The sequence below is a fragment of the Streptomyces sp. NPDC001904 genome, from assembly GCF_040297005.1.
Taxonomy (GTDB): domain Bacteria; phylum Actinomycetota; class Actinomycetes; order Streptomycetales; family Streptomycetaceae; genus Streptomyces.
The window spans coordinates 27,588-54,315 of record NZ_JBEOYI010000010.1 but is presented as its reverse complement, the minus strand read 5'-3'; the positions used below and the strand labels follow the sequence as shown (position 1 = coordinate 54,315).

Annotated in this window: 16 protein-coding genes; 3 read left to right on the top strand and 13 right to left on the bottom strand. The window is 70.6% G+C overall.

Features of this window, described 5'->3' with window-relative positions:
• Positions 1-70: 70 nt before the first annotated feature.
• The 10 genes from ABT127_RS18335 to ABT127_RS18290 all read right to left on the bottom strand — a co-directional run bounded on the left by ABT127_RS18335 (position 71) and on the right by ABT127_RS18290 (position 20,640).
• Positions 71-2,167, bottom strand: coding sequence for a tetratricopeptide repeat protein (locus tag ABT127_RS18335; protein WP_351450707.1), 2,097 nt, complete (start codon positions 2,165-2,167; stop codon positions 71-73).
• A 4-nt stretch (positions 2,168-2,171) separates the two neighbouring features.
• Positions 2,172-3,857: a trypsin-like peptidase domain-containing protein gene (locus ABT127_RS18330; RefSeq protein WP_351450705.1), complete on the bottom strand. Its 1,686-nt coding sequence runs from the start codon at positions 3,855-3,857 to the stop codon at positions 2,172-2,174.
• A gap of 100 nt (positions 3,858-3,957) precedes the next feature.
• Entirely contained in the window at positions 3,958-6,966 is a 3,009-nt protein-coding gene (locus ABT127_RS18325; protein WP_351450702.1) for a carbohydrate binding domain-containing protein, read from the bottom strand.
• A gap of 91 nt (positions 6,967-7,057) precedes the next feature.
• Positions 7,058-12,436 carry a pullulanase-type alpha-1,6-glucosidase gene (pulA, locus tag ABT127_RS18320; RefSeq protein ID WP_502971729.1) on the bottom strand — a complete coding sequence of 1,793 codons (5,379 nt, stop codon included), beginning with the start codon at positions 12,434-12,436 and terminating at the stop codon, positions 7,058-7,060.
• 86 nt (positions 12,437-12,522) lie between these two features.
• Positions 12,523-14,223, bottom strand: a complete 1,701-nt coding sequence (locus tag ABT127_RS18315) for a carbohydrate-binding module family 20 domain-containing protein (protein WP_351450697.1) — start codon at positions 14,221-14,223, stop codon at positions 12,523-12,525.
• A 296-nt stretch (positions 14,224-14,519) separates the two neighbouring features.
• Positions 14,520-15,569: a LacI family DNA-binding transcriptional regulator gene (locus ABT127_RS18310; RefSeq protein ID WP_351451200.1), complete on the bottom strand. Its 1,050-nt coding sequence runs from the start codon at positions 15,567-15,569 to the stop codon at positions 14,520-14,522.
• An 8-nt stretch (positions 15,570-15,577) separates the two neighbouring features.
• Entirely contained in the window at positions 15,578-17,248 is a 1,671-nt protein-coding gene (locus ABT127_RS18305; protein ID WP_351450695.1) for a glycoside hydrolase family 13 protein, read from the bottom strand.
• A 52-nt stretch (positions 17,249-17,300) separates the two neighbouring features.
• The gene (locus ABT127_RS18300; protein ID WP_351450693.1) at positions 17,301-18,206 is read right to left on the bottom strand and encodes a sugar ABC transporter permease; all 906 of its coding nucleotides are present in this window, start codon (positions 18,204-18,206) and stop codon (positions 17,301-17,303) included.
• A 22-nt stretch (positions 18,207-18,228) separates the two neighbouring features.
• Entirely contained in the window at positions 18,229-19,236 is a 1,008-nt protein-coding gene (locus tag ABT127_RS18295; RefSeq protein WP_351450691.1) for a carbohydrate ABC transporter permease, read from the bottom strand.
• Positions 19,237-19,362: 126 nt separating this feature from the next.
• Positions 19,363-20,640, bottom strand: coding sequence for an extracellular solute-binding protein (locus ABT127_RS18290; protein WP_351450688.1), 1,278 nt, complete (start codon positions 20,638-20,640; stop codon positions 19,363-19,365).
• 400 nt (positions 20,641-21,040) lie between these two features.
• On the opposite strand from ABT127_RS18290, the gene ABT127_RS18285 reads away from it, so the two are divergent.
• Positions 21,041-22,066, top strand: a complete 1,026-nt coding sequence (locus ABT127_RS18285; RefSeq protein WP_351450686.1) for a LacI family DNA-binding transcriptional regulator — start codon at positions 21,041-21,043, stop codon at positions 22,064-22,066.
• Between the two features lie 25 nt (positions 22,067-22,091).
• Here the strand turns inward: ABT127_RS18285 and ABT127_RS18280 are convergent, their stop codons facing one another.
• From ABT127_RS18280 to ABT127_RS18270, 3 genes are all read right to left on the bottom strand, one after another.
• Entirely contained in the window at positions 22,092-22,463 is a 372-nt protein-coding gene (locus tag ABT127_RS18280; protein ID WP_351450683.1) for a VOC family protein, read from the bottom strand.
• Between the two features lie 93 nt (positions 22,464-22,556).
• On the bottom strand, positions 22,557-23,417 hold the full coding sequence (locus ABT127_RS18275) for a class II fructose-bisphosphate aldolase (RefSeq protein ID WP_351450681.1): 861 nt from the start codon (positions 23,415-23,417) through the stop codon (positions 22,557-22,559).
• A gap of 46 nt (positions 23,418-23,463) precedes the next feature.
• Positions 23,464-24,348: an SIS domain-containing protein gene (locus ABT127_RS18270; RefSeq protein ID WP_351450679.1), complete on the bottom strand. Its 885-nt coding sequence runs from the start codon at positions 24,346-24,348 to the stop codon at positions 23,464-23,466.
• A gap of 151 nt (positions 24,349-24,499) precedes the next feature.
• Between ABT127_RS18270 and ABT127_RS18265 the strand changes: the two genes are divergently transcribed.
• Together ABT127_RS18265 and ABT127_RS18260 are read left to right on the top strand one after the other, a co-directional pair.
• The gene (locus tag ABT127_RS18265) at positions 24,500-25,279 is read left to right on the top strand and encodes a DeoR/GlpR family DNA-binding transcription regulator (protein ID WP_351450677.1); all 780 of its coding nucleotides are present in this window, start codon (positions 24,500-24,502) and stop codon (positions 25,277-25,279) included.
• Positions 25,280-25,490: 211 nt separating this feature from the next.
• Complete coding sequence (locus tag ABT127_RS18260) at positions 25,491-26,711, top strand: MFS transporter (RefSeq protein WP_502971728.1); 1,221 nt, start codon at positions 25,491-25,493, stop codon at positions 26,709-26,711.
• The last annotated feature ends 17 nt before the right edge of the window (positions 26,712-26,728 follow it).

Genomic DNA, 26,728 nt, shown 5'->3' with positions numbered 1-26,728 from the left:
CCTCGTCGCGGCCGTCGGCCGCCTGTGTCGTGTGTGTCCTGTGCGGATCAGGGGAGCGTAGCCCGTCCGGTCACGTTCCGGAACGGGAACGCCGCTCATTGTTGCCTTCTGCACGGGTCCTGGGCCTGGTTCCGGCGTACCACGGCCATTTCCGATCGGGACGCAGCTCATTGGCGAGGTCGACCAGGGCGTAGAAGTCCCGCTCGTTCGGGCAGTGCCGGGCGAGGCCGCGGATCGCGTCGGAGAGGGCGCGGCGGTCCTCGGTGCGCAGGTACTCGGCGTAGGCCGACTCCGCGGCCAGGGAGGCCCGTTCGGACTCGGCCAGTTCGAGCCCCGCCGGGATCCGGGCCGGCGTCGGTTCCGGCCGCTCCAGCGAGAGCCGGAAGCCCGCGATGTGCGCCTCGCGGGCGAACCGGAACTCCTGTGCCAGTCCCGCGACGATCCCGGCCGCCGCCGTCGGCCCGTCGGCGCGGTGGGTGATCCTGGCCAGGCCGAACCCGGCCGCGCCGAGGGCGGGGCTGGTGGTGAGGACGGTGGTGTAGTGCGTGGTGGCGAGTGCGGTGTCGCCCCCGCGTTCGGCGCACAGGCCGAGCACGAGCAGGGGGACGAGTTCGCCGGGAAGTGTGCCTCGTACGTGGGTGAAGTGGGTCGTGGCCTGCGTCGGGTCGTCGTCGCGCAGGGCGATCAGACCGCGGTACCAGTGGGTGAGCCAGTGGGCGGCGGGCAGCGGCACCCGGTCGAGGACCGCCGCCGCGTCCGCGGACTCACCGGCCCGCAACAGCTTGCGGCACACGTCCAGTTCGCCCTGGACGGTGGTGGTGACGTCGGTGTCGTCGGGGTCGTGGACCGGCATCGGCAGGGCCGTCGCCACCTCCCCGGGCCCGGGGGCGCGGAAGAGGGGCGCCAGCGTCAGCCGCACCGGGCCGTCGGCGGCGGGCCGTTCCACCGTCGCCCGCACCCAGTCGCCGAGGGGCCGGGGCGCGCCGATGCCGCCGTGCAGCGCCTCGGGCATCGGGCCGAACAGCGCGGAGGCGCGGGTGACGCGGCGGCCGGTCTCGGGGGCCGCCACGACCTGGCGGATGACACCGCTGAGCTGCTCGCCGAACTGCCGTGCCGAGGTGAACCGCTGTCGGGGCCCGCCGCTGTGCACGGACCGGTCCAGGAGCAGCCGGAGGGACTGCACGCCGGGGGCGGAGGACTCCTCGGTCAGCTCGTGGGACGTCTCCGCCAGGGTCATGCCGAGTCCGTAGAGGTCGAAGCCCGGTGTGGGTCCGTGCGTGTACTCGGGGTCGCCCGGGGGCGGCGCGTACCGCTCGGTGTACTCGGACAGCGGCGCCGTGTCGGTGATCGAGCGCACCGCGCCGAAGTCGATGAGGCGGACCCGGTCGAGTGCGCCGGAGGGTGCGGTCTCCGCGAAGCGGATGATGTTGAGCGGCTTGACGTCGCAGTGCAGCAGGCCGCGCGCGTGCAGGTAGTCGAGTGCCTGGAGCAGTCGCAGGCCGTGGGCGAGGAACGTGGCGAGCCGGTCGCCGCGGGCCGCCTGCAGCGCCTCCCCCGGTATGTACTCGAGGACCAGGTAGGTGCGGCCGTGCTCCTCCTCGTAGCCGAGGATGCGGACGATGGCGTCGTGCCGCAGCCCGACGAGGACGTCGCGTTCCCGGTCGGACCCGGCGAGCGCGGTGCGCAGTTCCTTCAGGACGACGTCGGTCTTGAGGTTGCGGTCGTGCGCGAGGTAGGCGACGCCGTACGAGCCCTGGCCGAGCAGCCGGCGCACCTCGTAGCGGCCGGCGATGAGCAGGCCCGCGACATGGGTGAAGTCGAAGCGGGTGCCGCACCGGGCGCAGAATCCGGCGATCCGTCCGGGCCGGCCGCCCACGCTGCGTCCGACGGGCTGTCCGCAGCCGGGGTTGTGGCAGTAGCGGTGCTCCTCCGCGACGGGGCCGCTCTCCGGCTGCGGCTCCCGCGCGGCGGTGGCGCCGGGGCCGTCGGGCAGCCGGGCGTCGTCGACGAGGGTGAGTCCGTACCAGGGGTCGGGCCGCACCTGGGCGATGCCGGTGCTCGCTCCGGCGGCCCGGGCGGGCGGCAGCGCCTTGCGGCCGCAGACCGGGCAGAAGCCGTCCGCGTCGAGGGTGCCGCGCCCGCATCCGGGGCGATTGCATGGGGTCATGGCCTCATCCTTCGGCGATGCGGCGGTTGACGGCCGCGACGTAGCGCGGAACTCTCCGGGCGGCGGCCGCGAGATCGACGGGGGCGGTGCGCAGGGCCCGGTTCGCGGCGGTGAACAGCGCGCCGAGTTCGGGGTCCGCGGCGCCGAAGTGCTCCTCGGCGAGTGCGCGGAACAGCTCCAGGCGGACGGTCAGGTCCTCGTGCGCGGCGTCCATGCCGCGCACCTCCGTCAGGTAGGCGTCGACGTCCGTGACGGCGGATGCGGCGCGCGCCTCGATGGCGGCGATCTCGGCGTGCGGGAACGTGGCGCGGGCGACGGCGAGCCGCACCGCCAGGCGGGGTGCCCGGCCGTGCGGCAGCCGGGGCGGCGCCAGGAAGCGCCGTGCCGTCGTCCGCTCGACGCGCAGCGCCTCGGCCTCGGCCTGCGCGAGCCGGGCGACGGCCTCCCGTGCCTGCTCCTCGGTGACCGGACGCGGGGCACCGCCCGGCAGCGGGGTCGGGTCCAGGTGCACCTGGTACGGCAGGTCGTCGGGCGGGTCGCCCTCGACTCCGATCACGAGGCGCAGGCCGCGGGTGCGGGCGTCGCGGGCGAGCGGGATCAGGAGGTCGCGCAGGAGGCGTCCGGGGTCGCGCGCGCCGTCGACGCCGTCCACGATGACGAAGGCGGGCGGTCTGCGGCGCAGCAGCCGGTGCGCCAGCCGGGCGGGCTCGCGGTCGCGGTCCGGGTCGAAGCCGAACCGGTGGGCGAGGTAGCCGCACACCTCCTCCGGGGTTCTGCCGCGGGCGTCGTAGGCGGCGTCGACGGCACCGAACGGCAGGGCGGTGCCCCGGGGGGCGCCGCCGTCCGGGCCGGGCGAGCGTGAGGTCTCGGTGAGGCGGACCAGCCAGGAGGAGCCGGGGCCGGTCCGCCGCCCGGTGGCGACGAGGGCGACGCCCGCCCAGTCGCCGGTGAGGAGCCGGGCCAGTTCCCGGGTCAGGGCGAGTTGCAGCGGGTCGTCGAGGTCCGCCGCGGGGTCGCCGCGCGAGGGCACCTCGATGCCGACTCCGCGTACGTACGGTGCGATCCGCCGCCCCAGGTACGTCTGCATCGTGTCGACCGGGACCATCCAGGCGGCCCTGCCGTCCGAGTCGACGTAGTCGGCGACGACGATGCCGACGACCTGGCCGGCGAACGCGCCGTCGAGGGCCGTCACTCCGGCGCCGGAGTAGCCCGGCTGGATCCACGGCCTGCCTTCGTGGACGCGGTTGAGCAGCCCCCATTCGCCGGCCCGGCCGCCCGATCCGGCGAGTTCGGCGTCGACCCCGATGCCGTACGGCTCGAAGGCGGGGAAGCCGTACACCCGTACCCGGCCGCCCGAGATGGGCACCTTCCACAGTTCGGTGAGGCCGGCCCGGTCCACCGGCTCGTCCAGGCGCAGCAGCGCGACGTCGCCGCGCCGGGAGCCGTTCTCGAAGGCCCAGGCGTCCTCGACGACGCGGGCGGTGCGGCGCCACTCGGGGGCGGCGACGGCGCTGCGGACCCTGAGGAACGCGGCGGGGCCCGCGGCGGGGTGGGCGTCGGCCTGCTGGACGACGTGCGCGCAGGTCAGTACGGACCGGCCGTCGAGCAGCACGCCCGCCCCGCAGGGGCCTCCGTGCCGGTCGTCGATCCGCACCCGCCACGGCCTGTCCGGCACCTGATCCGGCGTCATGACGTCACGCTAGTACAGCAGTTGCCCCTGGTTACAGAAGGCGTCGGGGGCGGATCGCACGGCTTCGGCGCGGGAAGGGCCGCTTCCCGCGCCGGGCGCGCTACTTCAGGTACGGCCCCGCCGTGCCCACCTTGCCGGGCGCCGCGTTCTTGCCGCCCAGGTCCAGGACGTAGACCCGCAGATTGCCCTTGCCGGGGGCCGTCGCGGTCAGGGTGCCGTCGGTGACGGTGCGCACGTCGCCGGTGACGGCGTCCTTGTAGGTGCCGTTCGGGATGTTCTTGTACGTCGCGCCGTCGGTGACGGTGACGAGCGCGAAGCTGTCCACCCCGCTCGCCGGGTCCGTGTAGCGGCGCTTGTACGCCATGTTCCCGGAGATGCCGGCGGTCGAGTACTGGCCCATCTGCAGGGCGGGGACCGCCCGGCGGATCTGGTTGAGCCGCTGGAGGTGCTTGACCAGGGGCTGGCCGAGGGTCGTGGCGACGGCCCCGGACGCGTCGGAGACCGTACCGAAGCCGGAGGCGGTGACGCTGCCCTCGATCTTGTCGCCGTAGTAGGCACGGCCGGTGTCGGCCAGGGGGCAGCTCGTGCCGCAGTCGATCTTCTTGCCCTTCTGGAACTCGATCTCCGAGCCGTAGTACAGCGTCGGGATGCCGCGGAACGTCCACATCAGTGACATGTTCTCGGCCCACGCGTCGGTGCCGCCTGCGTAGCGTTCGGCGCTCTTGTTCGGGCCGTAGTCGTGGCTGTCGACGTAGACGACGTTGTACGTGGCGTCGTTGGTCGAATCGTCGGAGTCCTTGCCGTTGTTGTACGCGTTGGAGGCGTCGCCGAAGTTCATGTGCATGCGCATGTCGATGATGTTCATGCCGGAGAACGCGCTGCGGTCGGGGGTGTGGTAGCTGTTCCCGTCGAGGAAGGCGTTGGTGGACGTCGGCTGGTTGCCGGTGCCCAACTGCTCCTCGTAGTCGTACTGTTCGAGGGAGGCCTTCTCGTCGTCGGCGGAGTACTCCTTGCGCTCCTTCCAGGTGTAGAACTGCGCGGAGTGGTTCACCGAGCCGCGGTTCCACTTGTCGTTGACGAACGCCCCGACCTCGCCGAAGACGAAGAAGTCACGTGCCTTCTGGGCGCCGAACCGCTGGGTGACGCGTTCCTGGATGGCGGGCAGGAAGCGGCGGTTCCAGGTGACGCGCGGGATGTGTACGGCGGTGTCGACGCGGAAGCCGTCGACACCCATGTCGATGTACTTGTTGTAAGCACCGATCAGGTAGTTCTGCACCTGCGTGTTCTCGGTGTTGAAGTCGGCGAGGTCCTCGTGCAGCCAGCAGGAGCGGGAGTCCTCGCCCTCCCAGTTGCCGAGCCAGCAGGTGTGGTAGAGCGACTTCGGGAACATGCCCGATGTGGGGCTCGGCCACTGGCAGTTGTAGATGGTGTAGCCCTCGGGGCTCTTGGCTCCGGTGGGCCTGCCCCAGTTGAGACACGTGTTGCCGGACGGTTCGGCCGTCGACCACAGGTCGCCGTTGTAGTACGACTTGCCGGAGACGGGCTCCACGGTGAGGCCGTCGTACTCGAAGCCGCTCTGCTTCTCGTCGTAGTACCAGCTCCACTGGGCGTCGCGCACCCCGTACACGGTGGGGGTGAACAGGCCCTTGGCGCCCCAGCGCGAGGAGTGGTTGTAGACGACGTCCTGGTAGATCTTCATGCCCTTGGCGTGGGCGGCGTCGATGAGGTCCTGGTAGGAGGCGCCGGCGGATTCGAGTCGCGGGTCGACCTTGTAGAAGTCGTACCCGTGGTACCCGTGGTAGTCGTAGTCGGAGCGGTTGAGGACGACCGGCGTGATCCAGATCGCGGAGAAGCCGAGGCCCTTGACGTAGTCGAGCTTCTGGACGAGCCCCTTGAAGTCGCCGCGGAACATGGGGTCGTTGTTGGCCGCGTTGCCGGTCTTCACGTGCTGGCTGCCGCCCCGGTTGTTCGAGCTGTCGCCGTCGTAGAAGCGGGCGGTGAGCACGAAGTAGATCGGGTCCTTGCGCGGGTCGCCGCCGAGCGGGGTGCCGGTGGCCTGGGCCGCTTTCTCGCCGGTGGTCGCCTTCGCCTCGACGCTCGCGGCGGACGCGTTGCCCGCCGCGTCCAGCGCCCTGACCGTGTAGGTGTACGCGGTCTTCTCCTCGAGTCCCGTGTCGGAGTACACGGTCGAGGTGGCGGCGATGACGGAGGTGCCCTTCGTGCCGCCGGTGCGGGTGATCTGATAGCCGGTGACGCCCGTGTCGTCGCTCGCCGCGTCCCAGGTGAGCACGACGGAGGTGCCGGACGCGGTCGCGGTCACCTTGCCCGGGACGGAGGGGGCCGTGGTGTCGGGGGTGGTGGCCGCGCACGGGTCCTTGGCGTTCTTGGTGACCGTCCCGCCCTTGACGGTGTTGAGGCCGACGCCGAGCGGGTAATTGGCGCCGTTGTTGTTGTCCCAGGTGCCGTTGCCGTTGTTGAACGTGGCCTGCCACGACGTGGCACTGCCGAGGTCGACGGTCCTCTTCACCCAGCCGGTGCAGGCCGCCTCCATGCCGATGCCCGGAACCGTGGTCCAGCTGCCGCCCGTGGGTGCCCAGTGCAGGTTGGTGACGGACCAGTTGGTGGTGGTCGTGTCGTAGTAGACGGTGGCGAAGGCGCCTTCGGGCGGTGCGGTGTCCGCGCACGGGTCGCTGTGGGCGACGGTGCCGGCCCGGACGGTGATCAGGCCGGTGCCGAGCTGGTAGTTCTTCCCGCCGTTGTTGTCCCAGGTGCCGTTGCCGTTGTTGAACGTGGCCTGCCACGACGTGGCACTGCCGAGGTCTACGGTCCTCTTCACCCAGCCGGTGCAGGCCGCCTCCATCGTGACACCGGGAACCGTGGTCCAGCTGCCGCCCGTGGGCGCCCAGTGCAGTTTGTAGGCGGACCAGTTGGTCGTGGCCGTCGCGTAGTAGACGGTGGCCGTGTTCGCCCCGGCGGCGTGCGCCGTGGTGCCGCCGAGCGGCAGGCCGGGCAGCAGGGTGGCCACCAGCGCGGCGAGCAGCACGAGGACGAGACGCGCGGGGTCGTGGCGGTGTCTGTGGCGCGCACGCCGCCGTTCGGAAAGGTGCATGACAACTCCTTGGTCGGGGCCGCGACGCTGCGGCCGAAGGGGGCTCCGGTCGTTCCCCGCGCGCGCCACGCGGGGAACGACCGGGTGCGGGTCAGCGGGTGAACACCGCGACGGTGCGGGCGGGCACGTCGAAGGAGCCCGAACTCTGCTCGTAGGAGGCGGACTTGACGACGCTGTCGGCGCCGCCGGCCTGCGTCGGGTGCAGGCGGTAGCCCGTTCCCGCGAGGTCCTTCACCGTCTGCCGCTGCGCCTTCGGGGTCGCGTTGAAGACGATCACGAGGTCGCCGAGGCGGGCGGTGATGACGCCGGGGGTCTCGTCCTTCCCGGAGAGCGGGAAGGAGAGCTGCTTCTGGACCTGTCCCGCGGTGGACAGGTGGAAGGCGGACTCGTCCGTGCGGATCTTCAGCAGGTCCTGGTACGCGGCCGACGTCCCGTTGATCGCCGCGCAGCCCGGCACCGGCACGGACGTCAACAGAGGCTTGGCATAGGGCCACTTGGACTCGTTGTCGGCCGCCATGGGCAGTCCGCGCCCGAAGCCGTTTCCGGCCCGGCAGTCCCAGTGGAGGGCGTTGAACCAGTCGCCGCTGTCGAAGGAGTTGCGGTCGAGGGACTTGGAGCGCATCAGGTCGGTGCCGGCCTGGGAGAGCGCTGGGCCCTGCGAGAGCGCGGCCGTCGCCATGGCGAGGACCTGCATGCGGGAGCGGTCGGCGGTGCTCGTCGACGCGGGCAGCTTGTAGGTGAGCGCGTCGTAGAGCGATTCGTTGTCGTGGGCGTCCGCGTAGGAGAGGGCGTCGCCGGGGGCGGCCGCGTAGCCCGCGGCGGCGCCGTTGTAGTCGACGTCGGCGCCCTTCACCTGCCGTCCGTCGGTGTCGGTGAACTCGTATCCGGCGAGGTTCCCGGACAGGCCGACCTTGATGAGGTCCTGGTAGTGCAGGAGCCGGGCCTTCTGCTCGGCCGTGGTGCCGTTGGCCTTGCTGGAGTTGGGGTCGGTGTAGAGGCCGGTGGCGAAGCCCTGGACGCCGGGGTCCTCGTCGAACGGGGAGCCGCCGCGCACGGCGTCGCGGGAGCGGTCGTTGAAGGTGGCGATGCCGGTTCCCGCCATGTTCTTCTGCGTGGCCTGCACGAAGCGGGCGTCGTCGGCGACCTCGCCGAAGTTCCAGCCCTCTCCGTAGAGGACGATCTTCTTGCCGTCGACGCCGTCCTTCTTCAGGGTCAGTGCGTCGAGGGCCTTGCGGACGGCGAGGATGTTGGCCTTGGGGTGGTGGCCCATCAGGTCGAAGCGGAAGCCGTCGACCTTGTACTCCTTGGCCCAGGTGACGACGGAGTCGACGACGAGCTTGCCCATCATCGTGTTCTCGGGTGCCGTGTTGGAGCAGCAGGTGGAGTTGGCGACGGAGCCGTCGGCCAGGAGCCGCTGGTAGTAGCCGGGCACGATCCTGTCGAGGACGGAGGTCTTGCTCTGGCCGCTGCTGGTGGTGTGGTTGTAGACGACGTCCATGACGACGCGCAGACCGTCGTCGTTGAGGGACTTCACCATCTGCCGGAACTGCACGGTGCGGGCCGTGCCGTCCGGGTCGGTGGCGTAGGAGCCCTCGGGGACCGTGTAGTGGTAGGGGTCGTAGCCCCAGTTGTAGGCGTCCTTGGCCGCGGCCCTGCCCACGCACTCCTGCTGCCGGTCGCTGTCGGCCGGGTAGGAGGTCAGGTCGCAGTCGGGCGTGGCCTGTCCGGACTTCTTCTCGGGGATCGTGGCGATGTCGAATGCGGGCAGCAGGTGCACGTACGACGTGCCCGCCCTCGCCAGCCTCCTCAGGTGCTTCGAGCCGTCGCTGTTCTTGTCGGTGAAGGCGAGATAGGTGCCGCGGTGGTCCTTGGCCGCGGTCTTGTCCTCGACGGAGAAGTCACGGATGTGGAGTTCCTGGATCTGGGCGTCCTTCATGGCGACGGCCTCGGGCTTGGTCAGGGTCGACCAGCCCTTGGGGGCGAGGGACCTGTCGTCGAGGTCGACGACGAGGCTGCGCTCGGAGTCGGCGGTCAGGGCGACCGAGTAGGGGTCGGTGACCTCGTTCGTGACGATCTTCCGGACGCTGGGCGCCCACACCGTCACCGCGTACCGGTACTCCTTGCCCTTCCAGGAGGCCGCCGATCCGGTGGCGGACCAGACACCGGTGGCGTCGTCGCGCCGCATCGGCAGCTTCTTGCCGCCGAGTTCGAGGGAGACGCCGTGAGCGGTCGGCGCCCACACGGACAGGGTGACCTTGCCCTTCCTGAACACCGGCCCCAGGGCGGCCCGTTCGGCCTGCGCGCCGTACAGATCGTCGAGGATGCCCTGGGTCTGCACGCCGGTCGCGGCGACGAGGGCGCCGTTCGCGATGCGCTGGGTGAACACGATCTGCCCGTCGAGGGCCTGGCGCACCCGGTCGCGGTCGCGCGGGTCGACGGTGAAGGCCGTGTACTCCTTCAGGTGCGGGTACGCCGTCTTCTGCGCGTCCGTCAGCTCGGCGGGGGTCAGCCGGAGCCAGCGGCCCTCGCTGCTGAGGGCACCGTCCTCGACGGTGATGCCGCCGTCCCGCGCGTAGACCAGCTGCGCGGACGCGGCCGCCTTGGCGTCGACGGAGCCGGGGACCACCACGGTGTCCGCGTCGATCCACTGCGCCTGCGCCTTGGATAGGTCCAGGTCGGGTGCCGATCCCACCGACGGCAGCAGGTAGCCGCTGTCCCCGGCATTCAGCCACACCTCGTGGCCGTACGTGGTCAGGTCCAGGGAGCGGTCGGTGGGGATGTCCTTCTCGTCACCCTTGTGGAAGATGTAACTGAGCGAGGTCGCGCCGTCGGCGAGGGGCACGTCGAAGGTGACGCCGTAGGCGTCCTTGCCGGTCGGCTGGAGCGGCTTCGACCAGTCGGTCCCCTGGGCCGCGCCGGTCCAGGTGTGCAGGCCCCAGCCGTCGTAGTCGCCGTCGGCACGGTGGACGTGGATGATCGCCCTGGTCTTGTCGGGAGCCGGGTACACCCCGTCGGGCTTCGCGGTCCGCTGGCCGTCCTTGCCCTGCTCGATCCAGACCTCGCCGGTCTCTGCCAGGTCGATCGTCCGCTGGGCGCCGTCGGCGGTGCCCGACTTCTCGACTGTGTACGAGAGCGATCCGGCACCGTCCGGAACCTTCACCCAGGCGAAGGCACCGTAGGCGTCTCGCCCGCTGAACTCACCGCTCGCGTCGGCGGACTTGATGCTCCAGCCGGCGTAGTCGCCGTCCGCGCGCTTGTAGTGGACGATCGCGTAGTCGCGGTCGACGGCGCTGGGCTTCTCGGCCGCGGGGGCCTGGCCGGCCGTCGTGTCGGCGAGGGCACTCGCGAGCCGTCCGGCGCGGTCCACCACGACAGCTTTGTACCGCAGCGGCGTTCCGGCACGCACCGTGCCGGGCACGTACTGGGTGATCTTGTACGGGGCGTGGTCGACGGAACCGAGCGTGCGCCACGTGCCGTTTCCGACCTGCGCGGCGAACACCACGCGGGCCGAGGCGGTCCTCCCCGGATCGGCGGAGAGCGTGACGGTGCCGGTGGCACCGGCGGCCGGGGCCGTCAGGGACAGCGTGGGCCTCGCCGTCGGCGCCGGGAGCCTGCCGTCGGCGCGCAGCACCAGGGAGGACAGGGCGGGCACCTTCACGGTGATCCGTCCGTCGCGCGCGGTCTCCTTGCCCGAACCCCCGTACAGGGCAAGGTACTTCGCGGACTCGACGGGCAGCGACACCGTCTTCGCCTCGGTGGCGTTGTTGACCGCGACGACGTACTCGCGGTCGTTGTCCCCCGTCCGGGAGAACGCGTACACCGAGTCCTTGGCGTAGAGCTCCTTCTGCGTGCCGTCGGTCAGGGCCGGGTTGGCCTTGCGCAGCTTCGACAGCGCGGCGATCGACGTGTACAGCGGGTGCGTGGTGTCGTACGCGTCGTCGGCGTGCGTGCGGTCGGTGCCGATCTCGTCGTCGTCGAGGTAGTCGTCGACCTTCGAGCCGAACATCGTCTGGCGGGCGTCCTTGTCGCCGCCGGCGCCGGTGAAGCCCTGCTCGTCGCCGTAGTAGACGACGGGGTTGCCGCGCGACAGGAACATCACCTCGTTCGCCAGTTTGTCGCGTTGCAGGAGTTCGGCGTCCGACGCCTTCGGGTTGTCGGCCTTCAGGAAGGTGCCGATGCGGCCCATGTCGTGGTTGCCGAGGAACGTGACCTGCTCATAGGAGTTCGCCTTGTCGGTCGCGTATTTGTAGTCGTCGGCGAAGACCTTCGCGAGCCTGTCGGCCGACGCGCCCTGCGAGGCGTAGGCACGGGCCGCGTCCTGGAAGGGGAAGTCGAGGGTGGCGTCGAGACGGCCTTGCGTCACGTACGGCGAGGTGACGTCGGTGTCGGCGGAGTAGACCTCGCCGAACATGAAGAAGTCGTCGCGCCCCTGCTTCGAGGCGTACGCGTCGAGGGCCGTCGCCCACTGGGTCCAGAAGTCCATGTCGACGTGTTTGACGGTGTCGATGCGGAACCCGTCGATGTCGAAGTCGTGGACCCACTTCTGATAGATGTCCCGCATGCCCTTCACGACCTCGGGGCGCTCGGTCCACAGGTCGTCCAGGCCGTTGAAGTCGCCGTACGTGGCGGACTCGCCCTCCCAGGTGGAGTCGCCGCGGTTGTGGTACATCGTCGGGTCGTTGAGCCAGGACGGGACCATCTCGCCGGTGTTCTTCGGCGTGTACGGGAACGCGTCGGCGTCGACCTTCGACATGCCCCGGCTGTCGTCGAAGGGACGGCCCTCGGTGTCGAGGTACGGGAAGGCGCCCTTGGGGCGGTAGCCGTACTTCTTCTCGGTGTAGTCGACGGTGTCGGCGGTGTGGTTCGTGATGACGTCGAAGAAGACCTTCATGCCCTTGGCGTGGGCCTTGTCGATGAGGGTCTCGAGGTCCTTGTTGGTGCCGAAGTGCGGGTCGACCCGGGTGAAGTCGGTGATCCAGTAGCCGTGGTAGCCGGCCGAGGCGTCCTTGCCCTCGCCCTGTACGGGCTTGTTCTTGAAGATCGGCGCCATCCAGATCGCGGTGGTGCCGAGGTCCTTGATGTAGTCGAGCTTCTTGGTCAGGCCCTTGAGATCGCCGCCCTGGTAGAAGCCCTTGTCGGTGGGGTCGTACCCGGTGGACGTACGGCTGCCGGTCAGTCCGCCCTTGTCGTTGCCGTGGTCCCCGTTGGCGAACCGGTCGGGCAGCACGAAGTAGAACTGTTCCCTGGTCGCGTCGTGGCGCGCGGGCTCGGCGGCCAGTTTCGCGTCGGACGGGGGTTTCGGCGGAGCGGGCGCCGCCGACGCCGAGGTGGCGGTGTGCAGCGCGGTGGCGAGCAGCGCGGCGACGGCCGCGGCGGCTGCCGTCTTCCTCCGTGACGCGCCGTGCGCGCCGCTTCTTCGGTTCACCTTGTCGGGCCTTTCCGGAACTGTTCCGCGGATGCGGACGGCCATGCGGATCCGGACCGTCCGGTGCCTGCGGGGAGGCGGGGCACCGGACGGCCGGTGGAACGGGTGGTGCGGGGGTACGGAGTGGGCGGTCAGCCGCGCCAGGTGTCCGTGAGGGAGACGAGGCCGGAGGAGGAGACGGTCGCGGTGCGGTTGGCGCCGCTCTCCCAGGTGACGTTGCCGTTCGCGTCCTTGCGGAGGTACTTGTACTCGAAGGAGGTGCCGGCGGGCAGCGGCACGTCGAGCTTCCAGACCGGGTAGGCGCCCGGGTCCAGCTTCAGGGCGTTGCCGGTGTTCCAGTTGCCCAGCTGGTTCTTGTTGCCGGTGACGTAGATGTTCTGGCCCCACGAGGTGGAGGCCGTGACGTTGAAGGAGGCGCCCGCGCTGGGGTCGGTCGTGGCGCCGTCGCCGCCGCCGCAGGTCCTGGCGCCGGTCTGGATCGCGAGCGCGGTGTTCGCGGCGAGGGTCGCCGTGAACTGGCCGGAGGAGTTCACGGTGACGCCCTTGCCGCTCTGCACGTCGCAGTAGTCGCCGGCGGGCAGCGAGGTCTGGAAGGTGCGGGTGAGCGAGGACGACTCGTGATTGATGGCGACGTAGGCCTTGACGCCGCGGCCGAACGCGATCTGGTTCGCGCCGTTGTCCCACCAGTCGGTGACGGCCTCGCCGCGGGCGGTGTTCCGCCAGGCGACCATGCTCGCGATCTCGCGCCAGGCGTGCTGGCACTTCCAGCCGTCGGTGTAACACGCGCCGACGGCGCCGGAGTTGGGCGGGCCCGCGTCCTTGTCGGTCCACTCGTACCCGGAGTGCACGTCGGGCGATCCGTACGGCCAGGCCAGCATGAAGACGTTGGCGAGGGTGTAGGTGGCGCCGTTCTTGTAGTTGAGGGTGTCGCCGCCGCGCTCGGTGTCGTGGTTGTCGACGAAGACGCCCGACTGCCCCGCGGGCATGTAGCCCCACGCCTCGCCGAAGTTCTTCAGGTAGGCGAGGTTCTCGCCGGTGAAGACGCGCTTGAGGTCACGGGCGTAGCGGAACTCCTGGACGTCGCCGGTGCCGAGGTACTCGCTCGGCGAGACGGCCTCTCCGGCGCCGTAGATGGCCTCCTGCTTCCAGTACGCGTTCGGGTTCGTCAGCCGCGACTTGATGTTCGCGAGGTCGGCCGCCGCCATGTGCTTGGCGGCGTCGATCCGGAAGCCGTCGACGCCGAGGGAGAGCAGGTCGTTCAGGTATCCGGCGATGGTGGCGCGGACGTGGTCCTCGCCGGTGTCGAGGTCGGCGAGGCCGACCAGCTCGCACTCCTGGACGTTGGTGCGGTCCTGGTAGTTGCCGATCGTCGCCGTGCAGTTGTCCATGTCGCCGGACGAGTAGACGCCGGGGTAGTTGTACTTGGTGTACGAGGAGCCGCCGGTGCCGGTTCCCGAGCCGGCCGACATGTGGTTGATGACGGAGTCGGCGACGACCTTCACACCGGCCGCGTGGCAGGTGTCGACCATGCTCTTGAAGGCGGTCCGGTCACCGAGCCGGCCCGCGATCTTGTAGCTGACGGGCTGGTACGACGTCCACCACTGGGAGCCCTGGATGTGCTCCTGCGGCGGGGAGACCTGGACGTAGCCGTATCCGGCAGGGCCGAGCGTGTTGGTGCACTCCTTCGCCACGGAGGCGAAGTTCCACTCGAACAGCACCGCGGTGACGTCCTTCGTGCCGGGCGCGGCGGCCTGTGCGGGGGCCGGGACCGTGACGGCGGCAGCGGCTCCCGCCAGAACGGCGAGTGCGGCAGCCACGGACTTTCTGGCCATGGTTCCTCCTGATTCGAAGGGCAACGCGCCATGCCCGTCAGTCTGCTGGGGGGATCTGTTGAATCTTGCTGCAAGTGATTGCGGGGTGACCGTATGAGGGACCGTCATCACGGTCAACCCTTTGGACAGAGCCTTCTCAACTCGCCAGCGAAAACCGCGGATTCTCCTTGCAAGGGCTTACGCAAGCATTCCAGCGGTGTTACGTTCAACCACGCTTCCGGTCCGGCGCCGGGGGCCCGGCCGCGCCGGGTCCCACGCGCCCGGCGTCCGGACCGGCGGCACCCGGCGCCCGCGGGTCAGGCGGCGCGGCGCGCTCGCTGCGCGGTCGACCCCCGCACCACCAGTTCGGGCTGGAAGACGAACTCCGTGCGCTGTACGGGCGTTCCGCCGATCTCCTCCAGGAGGGCGCCGACCGCCGCCGTCGCCATGGCCTGCACGGGCTGGCGCACCGTGGTCAGCGGCGGGTCCGTGAACGGGATCAGCGGCGAGTCGTCGAAGCCGGTCACGGAGATGTCGCGCGGCACGTCGAGGCCGCGTTCGCGCACCGCCCTGATGACGCCGAGCGCCATGGGGTCGCTGCCGCAGACGATGCCGGTGCAGCCCTGGTCGAGCAGGGCGCCGCCGGCCGCGTGGCCGCCCTCGACGGTGAACAGGGTGCGCTGGATGAGTTCCTCGGCCTCCTCGCGCGGCACGCCGAGGAGCGTGTGCAGGGCGGCGACGAATCCTTCGGCCTTGCGCCGTGAGGGCACGAACCGGGTCGGGCCGATCGCCAGGCCGATGCGTTCGTGCCCGAGGTCGACGAGGTGGCGCACGGCCATCCGGGCCGCCGAGCGGTCGTCGGGCGACACGAACGGCGCGTTGATGTGCTCGTTGAAGCCGTTGATGAGGACGTACGGCACCTTGCGCTCGGTCAGCCGGGCGTAGCGCGCGGCGTCCGCCGTGGTGTCGGCGTGCAGTCCGGAGAGGAACACGATGCCGTTGACGCCGCGCTCCTCCAACTGCTCCACGAGTTCGTCCTCGGTGGCGCCGCCCGGCATCTGGGTGCAGAGCACGGGCGTGTATCCGTATCCGGCCAGTACCTGCTCGATGACCTGCGCGAACGCCGGGAAGATCGGGTTGGTCAGCTCGGGGATGACCAGGCCGATGAGTCCGGCGCTGCGCCGGCGCAGGCGCACCGGCCGTTCGTAGCCGAGCACGTCGAGCGCGGCGAGCACCTTCTGCCGGGTGGCCGCGGCGACGCCGGGCTTGCCGTTCAGGACGCGGCTGACCGTGGCCTCGCTGACCTGCGCCTGGCCCGCGATGTCGTGGAGCCGCGGGGCGCCGCCGTTGTCGGCGCCCCGCGGCATCGGGATCGTCACGCGGCCCACCAGACCGTGCAGTCGGCGGGCAGTTCGATCGTGTCGTCCTCGACGGTGACCGGGCTGGAGGCGAGCAGCACGGTGCCGGGCGCGGGGATGCGGACCGCGGCGCCGGTGGTGTTGACGGTGCAGGCGAACCCGGGGCGCTCGAAGTGCAGCACTCCGGCGGGCGCGTCCTCCCGCCACGTCACCTCGGCGCCCGCGCCGAGCCCGGCCTGCTCGCGTCGCAGTGTCAGCGCGGTCCGGTACAGCTCCAGCGTGGAGCCCTCCTGGCCGGTCTGTGCCTCGACGCTCAGCTCGCCCCAGCTGTCGGGCTGCGGCAGCCAGCTGCCGCCCTCACCGAACCCGTACGACGGACCGGTCCGCGTCCACGGAATCGGCACCCGGCAGCCGTCGCGGTAGCCGTCCTGGCCCTGTGCCCGGAAGAAGGACGGGTCCTGACGGACCTCGTCGGGCAGGTCGGTGACGTCCGGCAGCCCCAGCTCCTCGCCCTGGTAGATGTACGCGGACCCCGGCAGCGCCAGCATCAGCAGCGTGGCCGCGCGGGCCCGGCGCAGGCCGAGTTCGCGGTCGCCGGCCGTGCGGATCTGAGTGCCCAGGCCGGGCGGGTTCGCGTACCGGGTGGCGTGCCGGGTCACGTCGTGGTTGGACAGCACCCAGGTCGCCGGGGCACCCACCGGGCGCATCGCGTCGAGCGACGTATCGATGATCTTCCGCAGCTCGTCCGCTTCCCACGGGGCGCCCAGGTACTGGAAGTTGAAGGCCTGGTGGAGTTCGTCGGGCCGCACGTAGTTCGCCGTGCGCTCCACCGTCGGCGTCCATGCCTCGGCGACGAAGATCCGCTCACCGTCGTACTCGTCGAGGATCGTCCGCCACGAGCGGTAGACCTCGTGCACGCCGTCCTGGTCGAAGAACGGCATGACATCGTTGCCCAGCAGCTTCAACTGATCGCCGCCGCCGAGGTCCGGCAGCCCCTGGGCCTTGATGAGACCGTGCGCCACGTCGATCCGGAACCCGTCGACGCCCATGTCGAGCCAGAACCTGAGGATCGACCGGAACTCGTCCGCGACCGCCGGGTGCTCCCAGTTCAGATCCGGCTGCTCCGGCGCGAACAGATGCAGATACCAGTCCCCGTCCGGCAACCGCGTCCACGCCGGACCGCCGAAGATCGACTCCCAGTCGTTCGGCGGCAGTTCACCGCTCTCGCCCTTGCCCGGGCGGAAGTGATAGCGGTCCCGCAGCGGCGAGGACGGCCCTTCTGCCACCGCCCGCTTGAACCACTCGTGCTGGTCCGAGGAATGGTTCGGCACCAGGTCCACGATGATCCGCAGGCCGAGCGCGTGCGCGTCACGGATGACCGCGTCCGCGTCCAGGAGCGTGCCGTACATGGGGTCGACGGCCCGGTAATCCGCGACGTCGTAGCCGCCGTCCGCCTGCGGCGAGGCGTAGAACGGCGACAGCCACACCGCGTCCACCCCCAGCTCCTTCAGGTACGGCAACCGGCGCCGGATGCCCTCCAGGTCGCCCGTGCCATCGGCGTCACTGTCGGCGAAACTGCGCGGGTACACCTGGTAGATGACCGCGTCCCGCCACCAGTCGGCGGCCTCGCGGGTCGTGGTGGCGGACGGCAGAGACACGGACGACGGGTCCGTGGAGTACTGGCTCATGGTGTCCTTGAGACGTGAGGGGCTGGACAACTGGTCGGTGGTGCGGGCCGGTTCAGCCCTTGGTGCCGCCGGCCGTCAGACCGGTGACCAGGTTCTTCTGGACGAGGTAGAAGACGGCGGAGATCGGGACGGCGATCAACACGGCCGTCGCGGCCATGTACTGGCGCTGCGCGTCATGCTCGCTGATGAAGCTCTGCAGTCCCACCGCGAGGGTGTACTTCTGGTCGTCGAGCATGAAGGTGTTGGCGAAGGCGACCTCGCTCCATGCCGTGATCATGGTGTAGAACGCGGCGACGGCGAGACCCGGCCGGGCGAGCGGCAGGATGAGGCGGAAGAACGTACCGAACGGGGAGAGCCCGTCGACCCGGCCCGCCTCGTCGATCTCCAGGGGGATCGTGTCGAAGTAGCCCTTCATCAACCAGGCGCAGTACGGCACGGCCGTCGTCAGGTAGACGACGATGAGGCCGGCGTAGGTGTCGATGAGGCCGAGGTCCGAGAGGATCACGTACATCGGGACCATGAGGACCGCGACGGGGAACATCTGCGTGACCAGCAGGACCCACATGAACTTCTTGTAGCCGGGGAAGCGCATCCGCGACACCGCGTAACCGCTGGTGGCGGCGACCAGCACACCGATCACGGTGGTGCCGAGGGACACGATGAGCGTGTTGCCCAGCCACTTCAGGAAGTTGGTCTGGCCGAGCACGAACGTGTAGTTGCTCAGCGTCGCCGTGTCGAGGATCCGGGACGGGTGGAGATAGTCGTCCTTGTCCGGGCCGAGCGAGAGGAACACCAGCCAGGCGATCGGGAACAGCGCGACGAGGCTCGCCACGATGAGGACGGCATGGCTGGCCAGCGACGCCTTGCGGCTGCGGCGGCCGCGCCGGGGCGCGTTGACGCGCGGCGGCGCCGCGGCCGGTTCGGGCACGGTGGTCTTCGTCAGGGTCTCGGTGCTCATGGCGGTGGCTGCTCCTGCGGCGTCAGATGGCGGCTTGTACGTCATTGCGGTTCAGCCAGCGGCGGTAGACGGAGGTGAAGACGATGAGAAGGGACAGGAGCAGCACGCCGTAGGTGGCGGACTGGGCGTAGTCGCGCGGCGTCTGACCGAAGCCGAGGTAGTAGGCCCAGGTGACGAGGATCTGCGCGTCCGGCGCGGTGTTGCCGAAGAGCAGGAAGATGATCGCGAACTGGTTGAACGTCCAGATGATGCCGAGCAGGACCACCGTGGAGCTGACCGACCGCAGTCCGGGCAGGGTCACGTTGCGGAACTGCTGCCAGGCGCTCGCGCCGTCCATCTCGGCGGCCTCGTAGAGCGTCGAGTCGATGGACTGCAGGCCGCCGAGGAGCGAGACCATCATGAACGGCACACCGCACCAGGTGTTGACGAGGATCGCTGCGATCTGCTGGAAGAGCGGGTCCTCCAGCCAGGACGGCGAGGGCAGGCTCATGGCGTCGAGCGTGGTGTTGATGACGCCGGAGTCGGCGAGCATGAACCGCCAGGCGAAGACGGTGACGAAGGTCGGCACGGCCCACGGCAGGATCAGCATCAGCCGGTAGGCGGTGCGGCCGCGCAGCCCCTTCTGGTTGAGCAGCAGCGCGAGGCCGAGGCCGATCACGTAGTGCAGGGTGACGCAGGACGCCGTCCAGACGATCGTCCAGATGAAGTGCGACCAGAAGCGGTCGTAGGAGGTGGGTCCCCACAGGATGTCGGCGTAGTTGTCGAGGCCGATGAACTTGTAGGTGGCGTCGATGTGGTTGACGCCGATGGTGCGCGCCGAGTTGAGGCTGTCGGCGTCGGTGAGCGTCAGGTAGAAGCCGCGGACCAAGGGGTAGAGCACGATCAGCGCGAGCACGACGACCACCGGGGCGATCATGGCGTACGCGTACCAGTGCTTCTGGTAACCGTTCTTGAGCCGGGCTATGAGGCCCGGACGCCGGCCGCGGTCACCTCCGCTGGAGGCGGCCGGGCGCTCGACGGCGACAGTCATGGGGAACACCTTCTGGTCTGCGGCTGGTACACGGCTTCGGGGTGGAACGGACTGCGGGTGCCGCGGTCCCACGCGCGGGGCGGGCAGGTGGGTGGGACCGCGGCACCTGTTCGGGGGCGGGCTCCGCTACTTGGTGAAGCCGTCGGGCAGGAGCTTGCCGTACTGGGTGGTGACGGAGGAGAACATCTTGTCCAGGCTCTCCTTGCCGCTCGCGACCTTCGGCAGCTCGGTGTCGAGCGGGCCCCACAGCGAGCTGTACTCGGGGAGCTCGGGCCGCGGCGACGCGGCGGCCAGCACCTTCTGGTAGCCGGCCAGGCCCGGGTCCGAGGTGACCTCGGTGGTGTAGGCGTCGTCACGCGTCGGCAGCGTCGCGTTCTTCAGCGCGATCTGCGTCTGCGTCTTCGCCGAGGTCATCCACTTGACGAACTTCAGGGACGCGGCCTGGTGGGCCTTGTCCGAGCCCGCGTACACCGACAGGTTGTGGCCGCCGGTCGGGGCGCCCGCCTTGCCGGACGAACCCGCCGGGACGGTGGCGACGCCGAGGTTCGCCTTGTCCTTGAACGCCGAGCCCTTGTAGAAGTTGGTGACCTCCCACGGACCCTCGATCGTCATGGCGACCTTGCCGTTGACGAAGGCGTCCTGGCGGTGGGCGTACGAGTCGGCCGTGACGTCGGCCTTGTGCAGGCCCTTGCCGTTGAACGTGCTCAGCCAGGTCTTGCCGGCCTTCTGGCCCTCGGCCGAGTCCAGGGTGATCTTCTTGCCGGACGCGTCGACGGTGTCGGTGCCCTCGCCCAGCAGGAACGGCTCGAAGTAGTAGCCCTTCTCGGAGCCGAAGTAGCCGTCGACGCCGGTCTTCGCCTTGATGGTGGCGGCGTCCTTCTTCAGCTGGTCCCAGGTGGTGGGCGCCTCGGTGATGCCGGCCTTCTTGAAGAGGGCCTTGTTGTAGACGAGGCCGAGGGTGTCGGTGACCAGCGGCACGCCGTACGTCTTGCCCTCGTACTGGGCCTGCTTGATCAGGTTCGGCTTGAACTTGTCCTTCTCGGCGAGGGCCTCCGTGCCGTCCAGCGGCAGCAGGTAGCTCTTCTTGGCGAAGGCGGGCGTCCAGCCGACCTCGGCGCGCAGCACGTCCGGGGCGCCACTGGCACCGGCCGCGGTGTCGAACTTGTTCTGCGCCTGGTCGAACGGCACGTTGACGTACTTGACCTTGACGTCCGAGTTGGCCTTCTCGAAGTCCTTGATCAGGGCCTTGTACGTGGGCGACTCGTTCGTGGCGTTCGACGTGTCCCACCACGTGATGGTGACCGGCCCCGAGGACTTGCCGCCGTCGTCGTCGCTACCGCCGCAGGCCGTCGCCGCGAGTGCGAGGGACGCCACCACCGCGGTGGCCGCTATGCCACGCCGCATGAGATCTCCTAGAGAGTGAAAGCCCGTGAGTGGACGGGGTCACGGTCCCGACCGCTCCCCTGACCGACCTGCCGGACGCTCCGCTGCGGCCGCCGGGCGACGTGAACGTAACAGCGTGGAAAGCGCCGCGAAAGACCTTGCGCGAAATTTCTGCAAGACGCGGTCATCGTTACATCGCCGTGTCCCGAAGGTTGCCGGAGGATCACTTGACGCCTGCGTGCAGACGCAGACATAACCTCGCCAAACGCCTGCAAATATCGTCGCAAGGAACCAAGTTGATCTCTCAGGGCGTCCGGTTCACGACCCCACAACGCCTTGCAAAACCTTCCAAAGAAGTTGCGGGCAGCGGTTTCTCCCAGTCGGTGGGCATTCCCGCAGGCAACCGGTACAGTCCAATGCCATGACCGCGCGGCTCTCCGACATTGCAGCCCAGGCGGGGGTCAGCGAAGCCACAGTCAGCCGCGTGCTCAACGGCAAGCCCGGTGTGGCCTCCGGCACCCGCGAATCCGTCATGGCCGCGCTCGACGTGCTCGGTTACGAGCGGCCGCCGCGGCTTCGCACCCGCAGCGCCGGCCTGGTCGGCCTGATCACCCCGGAGCTGGACAACCCCATCTTCCCGGCGCTCGCCCAGGTCATCGGCCAGGCCCTGACCCGTCAGGGCTACACCCCGGTGCTCGCCACCCAAACCCCCGGCGGGTCCACGGAGGACGAGCTGACCGAGATGCTCGTGGAGCGCAGCGTCTCCGGGATCATCTACGTGTCCGGGCTGCACGCCGACACCACGGCCGACACCCAGCGCTACGACCAACTGCGCGGTCAGGGAATCCCGTTCGTGCTGGTCAACGGCTTCTCGGCACACATCAAGGCGCCGTTCGTGTCCACCGACGACCGGGCCGCGACCCGGCTGTCCGTTCAGCACCTCGCCTCGCTCGGCCACACCCGGATCGGCCTGGCCGTCGGCCCGCGCAGGTTCGTGCCGGTCCAGCGCAAGATCGAGGGCTTCCAGTCGGGCATGGCCGAGCAGCTGGGCCTCTCCGCGGAGCAGAGCGAGGCGCTGGTCCAGCACTCCCTCTACACGATGGAGGGCGGGCAGGCCGCGGCCGCGGCACTTCTTGCGCAAGGTTGCACGGCCATCGTGTGCGCCAGCGACATGATGGCGCTGGGCGCGATCCGCGCCGCCCGTCAGGCCGGCCACCGGGTCCCCGAGGACGTGTCGGTGGTGGGCTTCGACGACTCCCCGCTGATCGCGTTCACCGACCCGCCGCTGACGACGATCCGTCAGCCGGTGCAGGCCATGGGGCAGGCGGCGGTGCGCGCGGTCCTGGAGGAGATCGGCGGAACGCCCGCGCCGCACACGGAGTTCGTGTTCATGCCGGAACTGGTCGTCCGCGGCTCGACGGCGGCGGCGCCCGACCGGCGCGACTGACCGGTCGCGGCCGGTCCTCGCACGGTCAGCCGATGAGCGTCTCCTTCGGCCTGACCACGCAGAACTCATTGCCCTCCGGATCGGCGAGCACGGTCCACGACTCGTCGCCGCGCTGCCCGACGTCCGCGCGCCGGGCACCGAGCGCGAGCAGTCGCTCGATCTCCGCCGCCCGGTCCTCGGCGGCCGATGTCAGATCGAGGTGCAGCCGGTTCTTGACCGTCCTGGGGTCGGTCACCGGCATGAAGCAGATGCCGACGGGCGCGGTCTCGTCCGGCCCGATCACGATCTCCCGGTCCCGCTCGGACAGGATCCGCCAGCGCAGCGCGGCCGCCCAGAAGCGGGCCAGGGCGGGCAGATCATGGGCGTCGATCACGATGTGATGCAGCGACAGGGGCATGCCGGCCAGTATCGGCGGGACGGGCCGCCGCGCGCAGGGCGGCGTGTCCGGGGCGTCGGCACGGCAGTCCCGCCGTGCCGACGCGGGACTGCTTCAGCCCCGCAGCACCGTGATGAACGAACCGACCGTGCGCGCCATCGCCTCCCGGCCCACGGTCAGGTACTTGCGGGAGTCGACGGCGTCCGGGTGCGCCGCGAGGAATGCGCGGATGGCGCCGGTCATCGCGATGTTCAGGGCGGTGCCCACGTTGACCTTGGCGATGCCGCCGCGCACGGCGGCCGCCAGTTCCGCGTCGGGCACGCCCGACGAGCCGTGCAGCACGAGCGGCACGCCGAACTCGCCGAGCCCTTCGGCGAGTCGCTTGAGCAGGTCGTGGTCGAGGGTCGCGGTGCGGGTCGTCATCGCGTGCGAGGAGCCGACCGCGACGGCCAGCGCGTCGACCCCGGCGTCGGAGACGTAGGCGCGGGCCTCCCCGGGGTCGGTGCGGGCGCCGGGCGCGTGCGCGTCCAGCGGCGCCGCCCCGTTCTTGCCGCCGACCTCCCCCAACTCTGCCTCCACCCACAGCCCGTGAGCGTGCCCCCAGTCGGCGGCGGCCCGGGTGGCGGCGAGGTTCTCGTCGTAGGGCAGATGGGCGGCGTCGTACATCACCGAGCTGAACCCGGCGTCGGCGGCCTGCCGCAGCAGGTCGTCGCTCTGTACGTGGTCCAGGTGGAGGGCGACGTCCACGCCGGCCCGCTCGGCGACGGCGACCGCCGCGCGGGCCAGCGGCAGCAGGCGGCCGTAGCGGTAGCGGACGGCGTTCTCGCTGATCTGCAGGATGACGGGGGCGCCGACCGTCTCGGCGCCGGCGACGACGGCCTCGATGTGTTCGAGGGTGATGACGTTGAACGCGGCGACGGCCCCCTGCCGGGCCGCCGCCGCACCGACGAGGGTGCCGGTGGCTGCGAGAGGCACTGCCTCTCCCTTCTCGTGTCCGCTCTCATGTCCGCGAGAACGAGGGTCAGTTGGCGTCCAGGATCACGGAGCGGGTGAGGTGGCGCGGCTGGTCGGGGTCCAGCTCGCGACGGGCGGCGACGGCCACGGCGAGGCGCTGGGCGCGGACGAGCTCGGCCAGCGGGTCCAGGCGGCCCTCGACCCACAGCGCGCCGGTCCCGGCGACCTGCTCGGCCAGGCCGTCGGGCGCCTCGCCGAGCATCCAGGTGGCGGTGCCGGAGGTGGTGACGGAGATCGGGCCGTGCCGGTACTCCATCGCCGGGTACGCCTCGGTCCAGGACAGGGAGGCCTCGCGCATCTTGAGCGCGGCCTCGTTGGCGAGTCCCACCGTCCAGCCGCGGCCCAGGAACGTGAACTGGCCGCATTCCACGAGCCCTTCGGGCAGCGGCCCGGCCAGCGCGGTGCGCGCGTCGGCGACGGCCTGCTCGGTGTGCAGGCCGAGGTGGGCGCGGAGCAGGGTGAGGGCGGTGGTGGCGAAACGGGTCTGCACCACGGACTTCTCGTCGGCGAAGTCGAGCACCACGAGGTCGTCGACGGCCGTCCGGATCGGTGTCTCCGGGTCGCCGGTGACCGCCGTGGTGCGGACGGTGCCCCGCAGGGCGGCGAGGAGTTCGAGGACCTCGGTGGTGGTGCCGGAGCGGGTCAGCGCGATCACCCGGTCGTAGCGGCGGCCGGCCGGGAACTCGGACGCGGCGAACGCGTCGGTCTCCCCCTGCCCGGATTCCTCACGGAGCGCGGCGGCCGCCTGCGCCATGAACCAGGAGGTGCCGCAGCCGACGATCGCGACCCGCTCCCCGGCGGCCGGCAGCGCGGCCTTGTGCTGCGCCGCGAGTCCCGCGGCGCGCGTCCAGCACTCCGGCTGGCTGTTCAACTCGATCTCGACATGGCTCATGCCGCGTCCCACTCCCCTGTGTATGTTTCGAGCTCTCGCAATGATTGCGTGTTACTGCAAGATATAGCCAGCTTTCAAGCATGATCAAGCATTCATGGACACAGCAGCTAGGGTTTGCGCGACCGAGTCGATCGTCGATTGGAGGCCGCGGATGTCCCGCGACGCCCGCTGGAAGTCCCTCCTCGAACTGCTCGTCGAGCGCGGCCGACTCGACGTGGAGGACGCGGCCGGCGAACTGGGCGTGTCCGCCGCGACGATCCGCCGCGACTTCGACCAGCTCGCCGAGCAGCAGATGCTGGTGCGCACCCGTGGCGGCGCCGTCGTGCACGGCGTCAGCTACGAACTGCCGCTGCGCTACAAGACCGCCCGCAACGCCTCGGAGAAGCAGCGCATCGCCACGGCGGTCGCCGAACTGCTCACCCCCGGCGAAGCGGTGGGCCTGACGGGCGGCACGACGACGACCGAGGTGGCACGGGCGCTCGCGGTCCGCCCCGACCTCTCCTCCGGCACCCCCGCCCTGACGATCGTCACGAACGCCCTGAACATCGCCAACGAGCTGGCGGTGCGCCCCCAGTTCAAGATCGTGCTGACGGGCGGGGTCGCGCGCCCGCAGTCGTACGAGTTGATCGGCCCGCTCGCCGACGGCGTTCTCGGACAGATCACGCTGGACACCGCCGTCCTGGGCGTCGTCGGCCTCGACGTCACGCACGGCGCTTCCGCGCACGACGAGGCGGAGGCCGCGATCAACCGGCTGCTGTGCGAGCGGGCCGAGCGCGTCGTGGTCGCGGCGGACGCCAGCAAGCTGGGCCACCGCGCCTTCGCCCGGATCTGCGACGTGGCGCAGGTCGACATCCTCGTGACGGACGAGTCCGCCGACAAGGCGACACTGGAGCGCTTCGAAGAGGCCGGCGTGCGGGTCCTCGCCGTCTGACCCGTCCGACCCATCTGACTCGCCTGACCCGGTCGCCCCGTCCGGCTTGTCCGACCTGCCTGACCCGTTCGACCCACGACGTTCACCCAAGGACGCGCGGTGCGCCTTCGCATCGCGCGCCTCACGCATGCCCGGAGCCGGAATCCCCTCCCCCAGCCCCCTCCCCGACCCCCTCTTGTCGCGAGGACGGGTCCGCCTCTAATCTGACTTTGTGCCGCTACTAAACAAACTGGGGACGGTCAGTGCCGACAGCCCCCGCCTCCCCTCCCTGACCCGTCTGCGCATCGCCCTCACGGTCTTCTTCGCCCTCGACGGCTTCATCTTCGCGGGCTGGGTGGTCCGCATCCCCGCCATCAAGGAGCAGACCGGGGCCTCGGCGAGCGCGCTCGGACTCGCCCTGCTCGGGGTGTCCGCGGGCGCCGTGATCACGATGATGCTCACCGGACGGCTGTGCCGGCGTTTCGGCAACCACGAGGTGACGGTGGCCTGCGGAGTCCTGCTGCCGCTGACCATCGTGCTGCCGCCGCTGACCCACTCGCCGCTCACCCTCGGTCTGGTGCTGCTGGCGTTCGGAGCGGCGTACGGCGGCATCAACGTGGCGATGAACAGCGCCGCGGTCGAGTTGGTCGCGGCTCTCGGCAGGCCGGTGATGCCCAGCTTCCACGCCGCGTTCAGCCTGGGCGGCATGGTCGGTTCCGGCCTCGGCGGACTGGTCGCGGCGCACCTGTCGCCGACCCGGCACCTGATGGCGATCATGGTGATCGGCCTCGTCGTCACGGCCGCGGCCGGGCCGACGCTGCTGCGCCGCCGCTCCCCCGGCGCCCAGGAACGCATACCGACGCCCACCCGTGCCCAGGAGCCCGCGCCGTCGCACCGGCTGGATCGCGGCACCCGCACCCTCGTCCTGGTCTTCGGCCTGATCGCCCTGTGCACGGCGTACGGGGAGGGGGCCCTGGCCGACTGGAGCGCGCTGCACATGGAGGAGGACCTGCACGCGCATCCGGGTGTCGCGGCGGCCAGTTACTCGTGTTTCGCGTTCGCCATGACGATCGGCCGGCTCACGGGCACGACGCTGCTGGAACGGCTGGGCCGGACCCGGACCCTGGTCCTCGGCGGCGCGACCGGCGCCGTCGGCATGCTGTTCGGCGCGCTGGCGCCCTCGGTGTGGCTCGCCCTCGTCGGCTTCGCGGTCACCGGCCTCGGGCTTGCGAACCTCTTCCCGGTCGCGGTCGAGCGGGCCGGCGCGCTGGCCGGTCCGACGGGCGTCGCCGCCGCGTCCACGCTCGGCTACGGCGGCATGCTGCTCGGGCCGCCCGCCATCGGGTTCATGGCGGACTGGTTCTCGCTGCCCCTCGCGCTGACGAGCGTGGCGCTGCTCGCGGCCGTCGCGGCGACGATCGGCTTCGGGACGCGCCGCGTGGCCGCCGGCTGAATCGGAGAACTCCGCGC

Coding starts and splice junctions, on each gene's coding strand:
- ABT127_RS18315 (WP_351450697.1), bottom strand. CDS start 14,223: ATGGCCAGAAAGTCCGTGGCTGCCGCACTCGCCGTTCTGGCGGGAGCC.
- ABT127_RS18270 (WP_351450679.1), bottom strand. CDS start 24,348: ATGAGCCATGTCGAGATCGAGTTGAACAGCCAGCCGGAGTGCTGGACG.
- ABT127_RS18290 (WP_351450688.1), bottom strand. CDS start 20,640: ATGCGGCGTGGCATAGCGGCCACCGCGGTGGTGGCGTCCCTCGCACTC.
- ABT127_RS18285 (WP_351450686.1), top strand. CDS start 21,041: ATGACCGCGCGGCTCTCCGACATTGCAGCCCAGGCGGGGGTCAGCGAA.
- ABT127_RS18265 (WP_351450677.1), top strand. CDS start 24,500: ATGTCCCGCGACGCCCGCTGGAAGTCCCTCCTCGAACTGCTCGTCGAG.
- ABT127_RS18330 (WP_351450705.1), bottom strand. CDS start 3,857: ATGACGCCGGATCAGGTGCCGGACAGGCCGTGGCGGGTGCGGATCGAC.
- ABT127_RS18280 (WP_351450683.1), bottom strand. CDS start 22,463: ATGCCCCTGTCGCTGCATCACATCGTGATCGACGCCCATGATCTGCCC.
- ABT127_RS18325 (WP_351450702.1), bottom strand. CDS start 6,966: ATGCACCTTTCCGAACGGCGGCGTGCGCGCCACAGACACCGCCACGAC.
- ABT127_RS18335 (WP_351450707.1), bottom strand. CDS start 2,167: ATGACCCCATGCAATCGCCCCGGATGCGGGCGCGGCACCCTCGACGCG.
- pulA (WP_502971729.1), bottom strand. CDS start 12,436: ATGGCCGTCCGCATCCGCGGAACAGTTCCGGAAAGGCCCGACAAGGTG.
- ABT127_RS18305 (WP_351450695.1), bottom strand. CDS start 17,248: ATGAGCCAGTACTCCACGGACCCGTCGTCCGTGTCTCTGCCGTCCGCC.
- ABT127_RS18310 (WP_351451200.1), bottom strand. CDS start 15,569: ATGCCGCGGGGCGCCGACAACGGCGGCGCCCCGCGGCTCCACGACATC.
- ABT127_RS18300 (WP_351450693.1), bottom strand. CDS start 18,206: ATGAGCACCGAGACCCTGACGAAGACCACCGTGCCCGAACCGGCCGCG.
- ABT127_RS18295 (WP_351450691.1), bottom strand. CDS start 19,236: ATGACTGTCGCCGTCGAGCGCCCGGCCGCCTCCAGCGGAGGTGACCGC.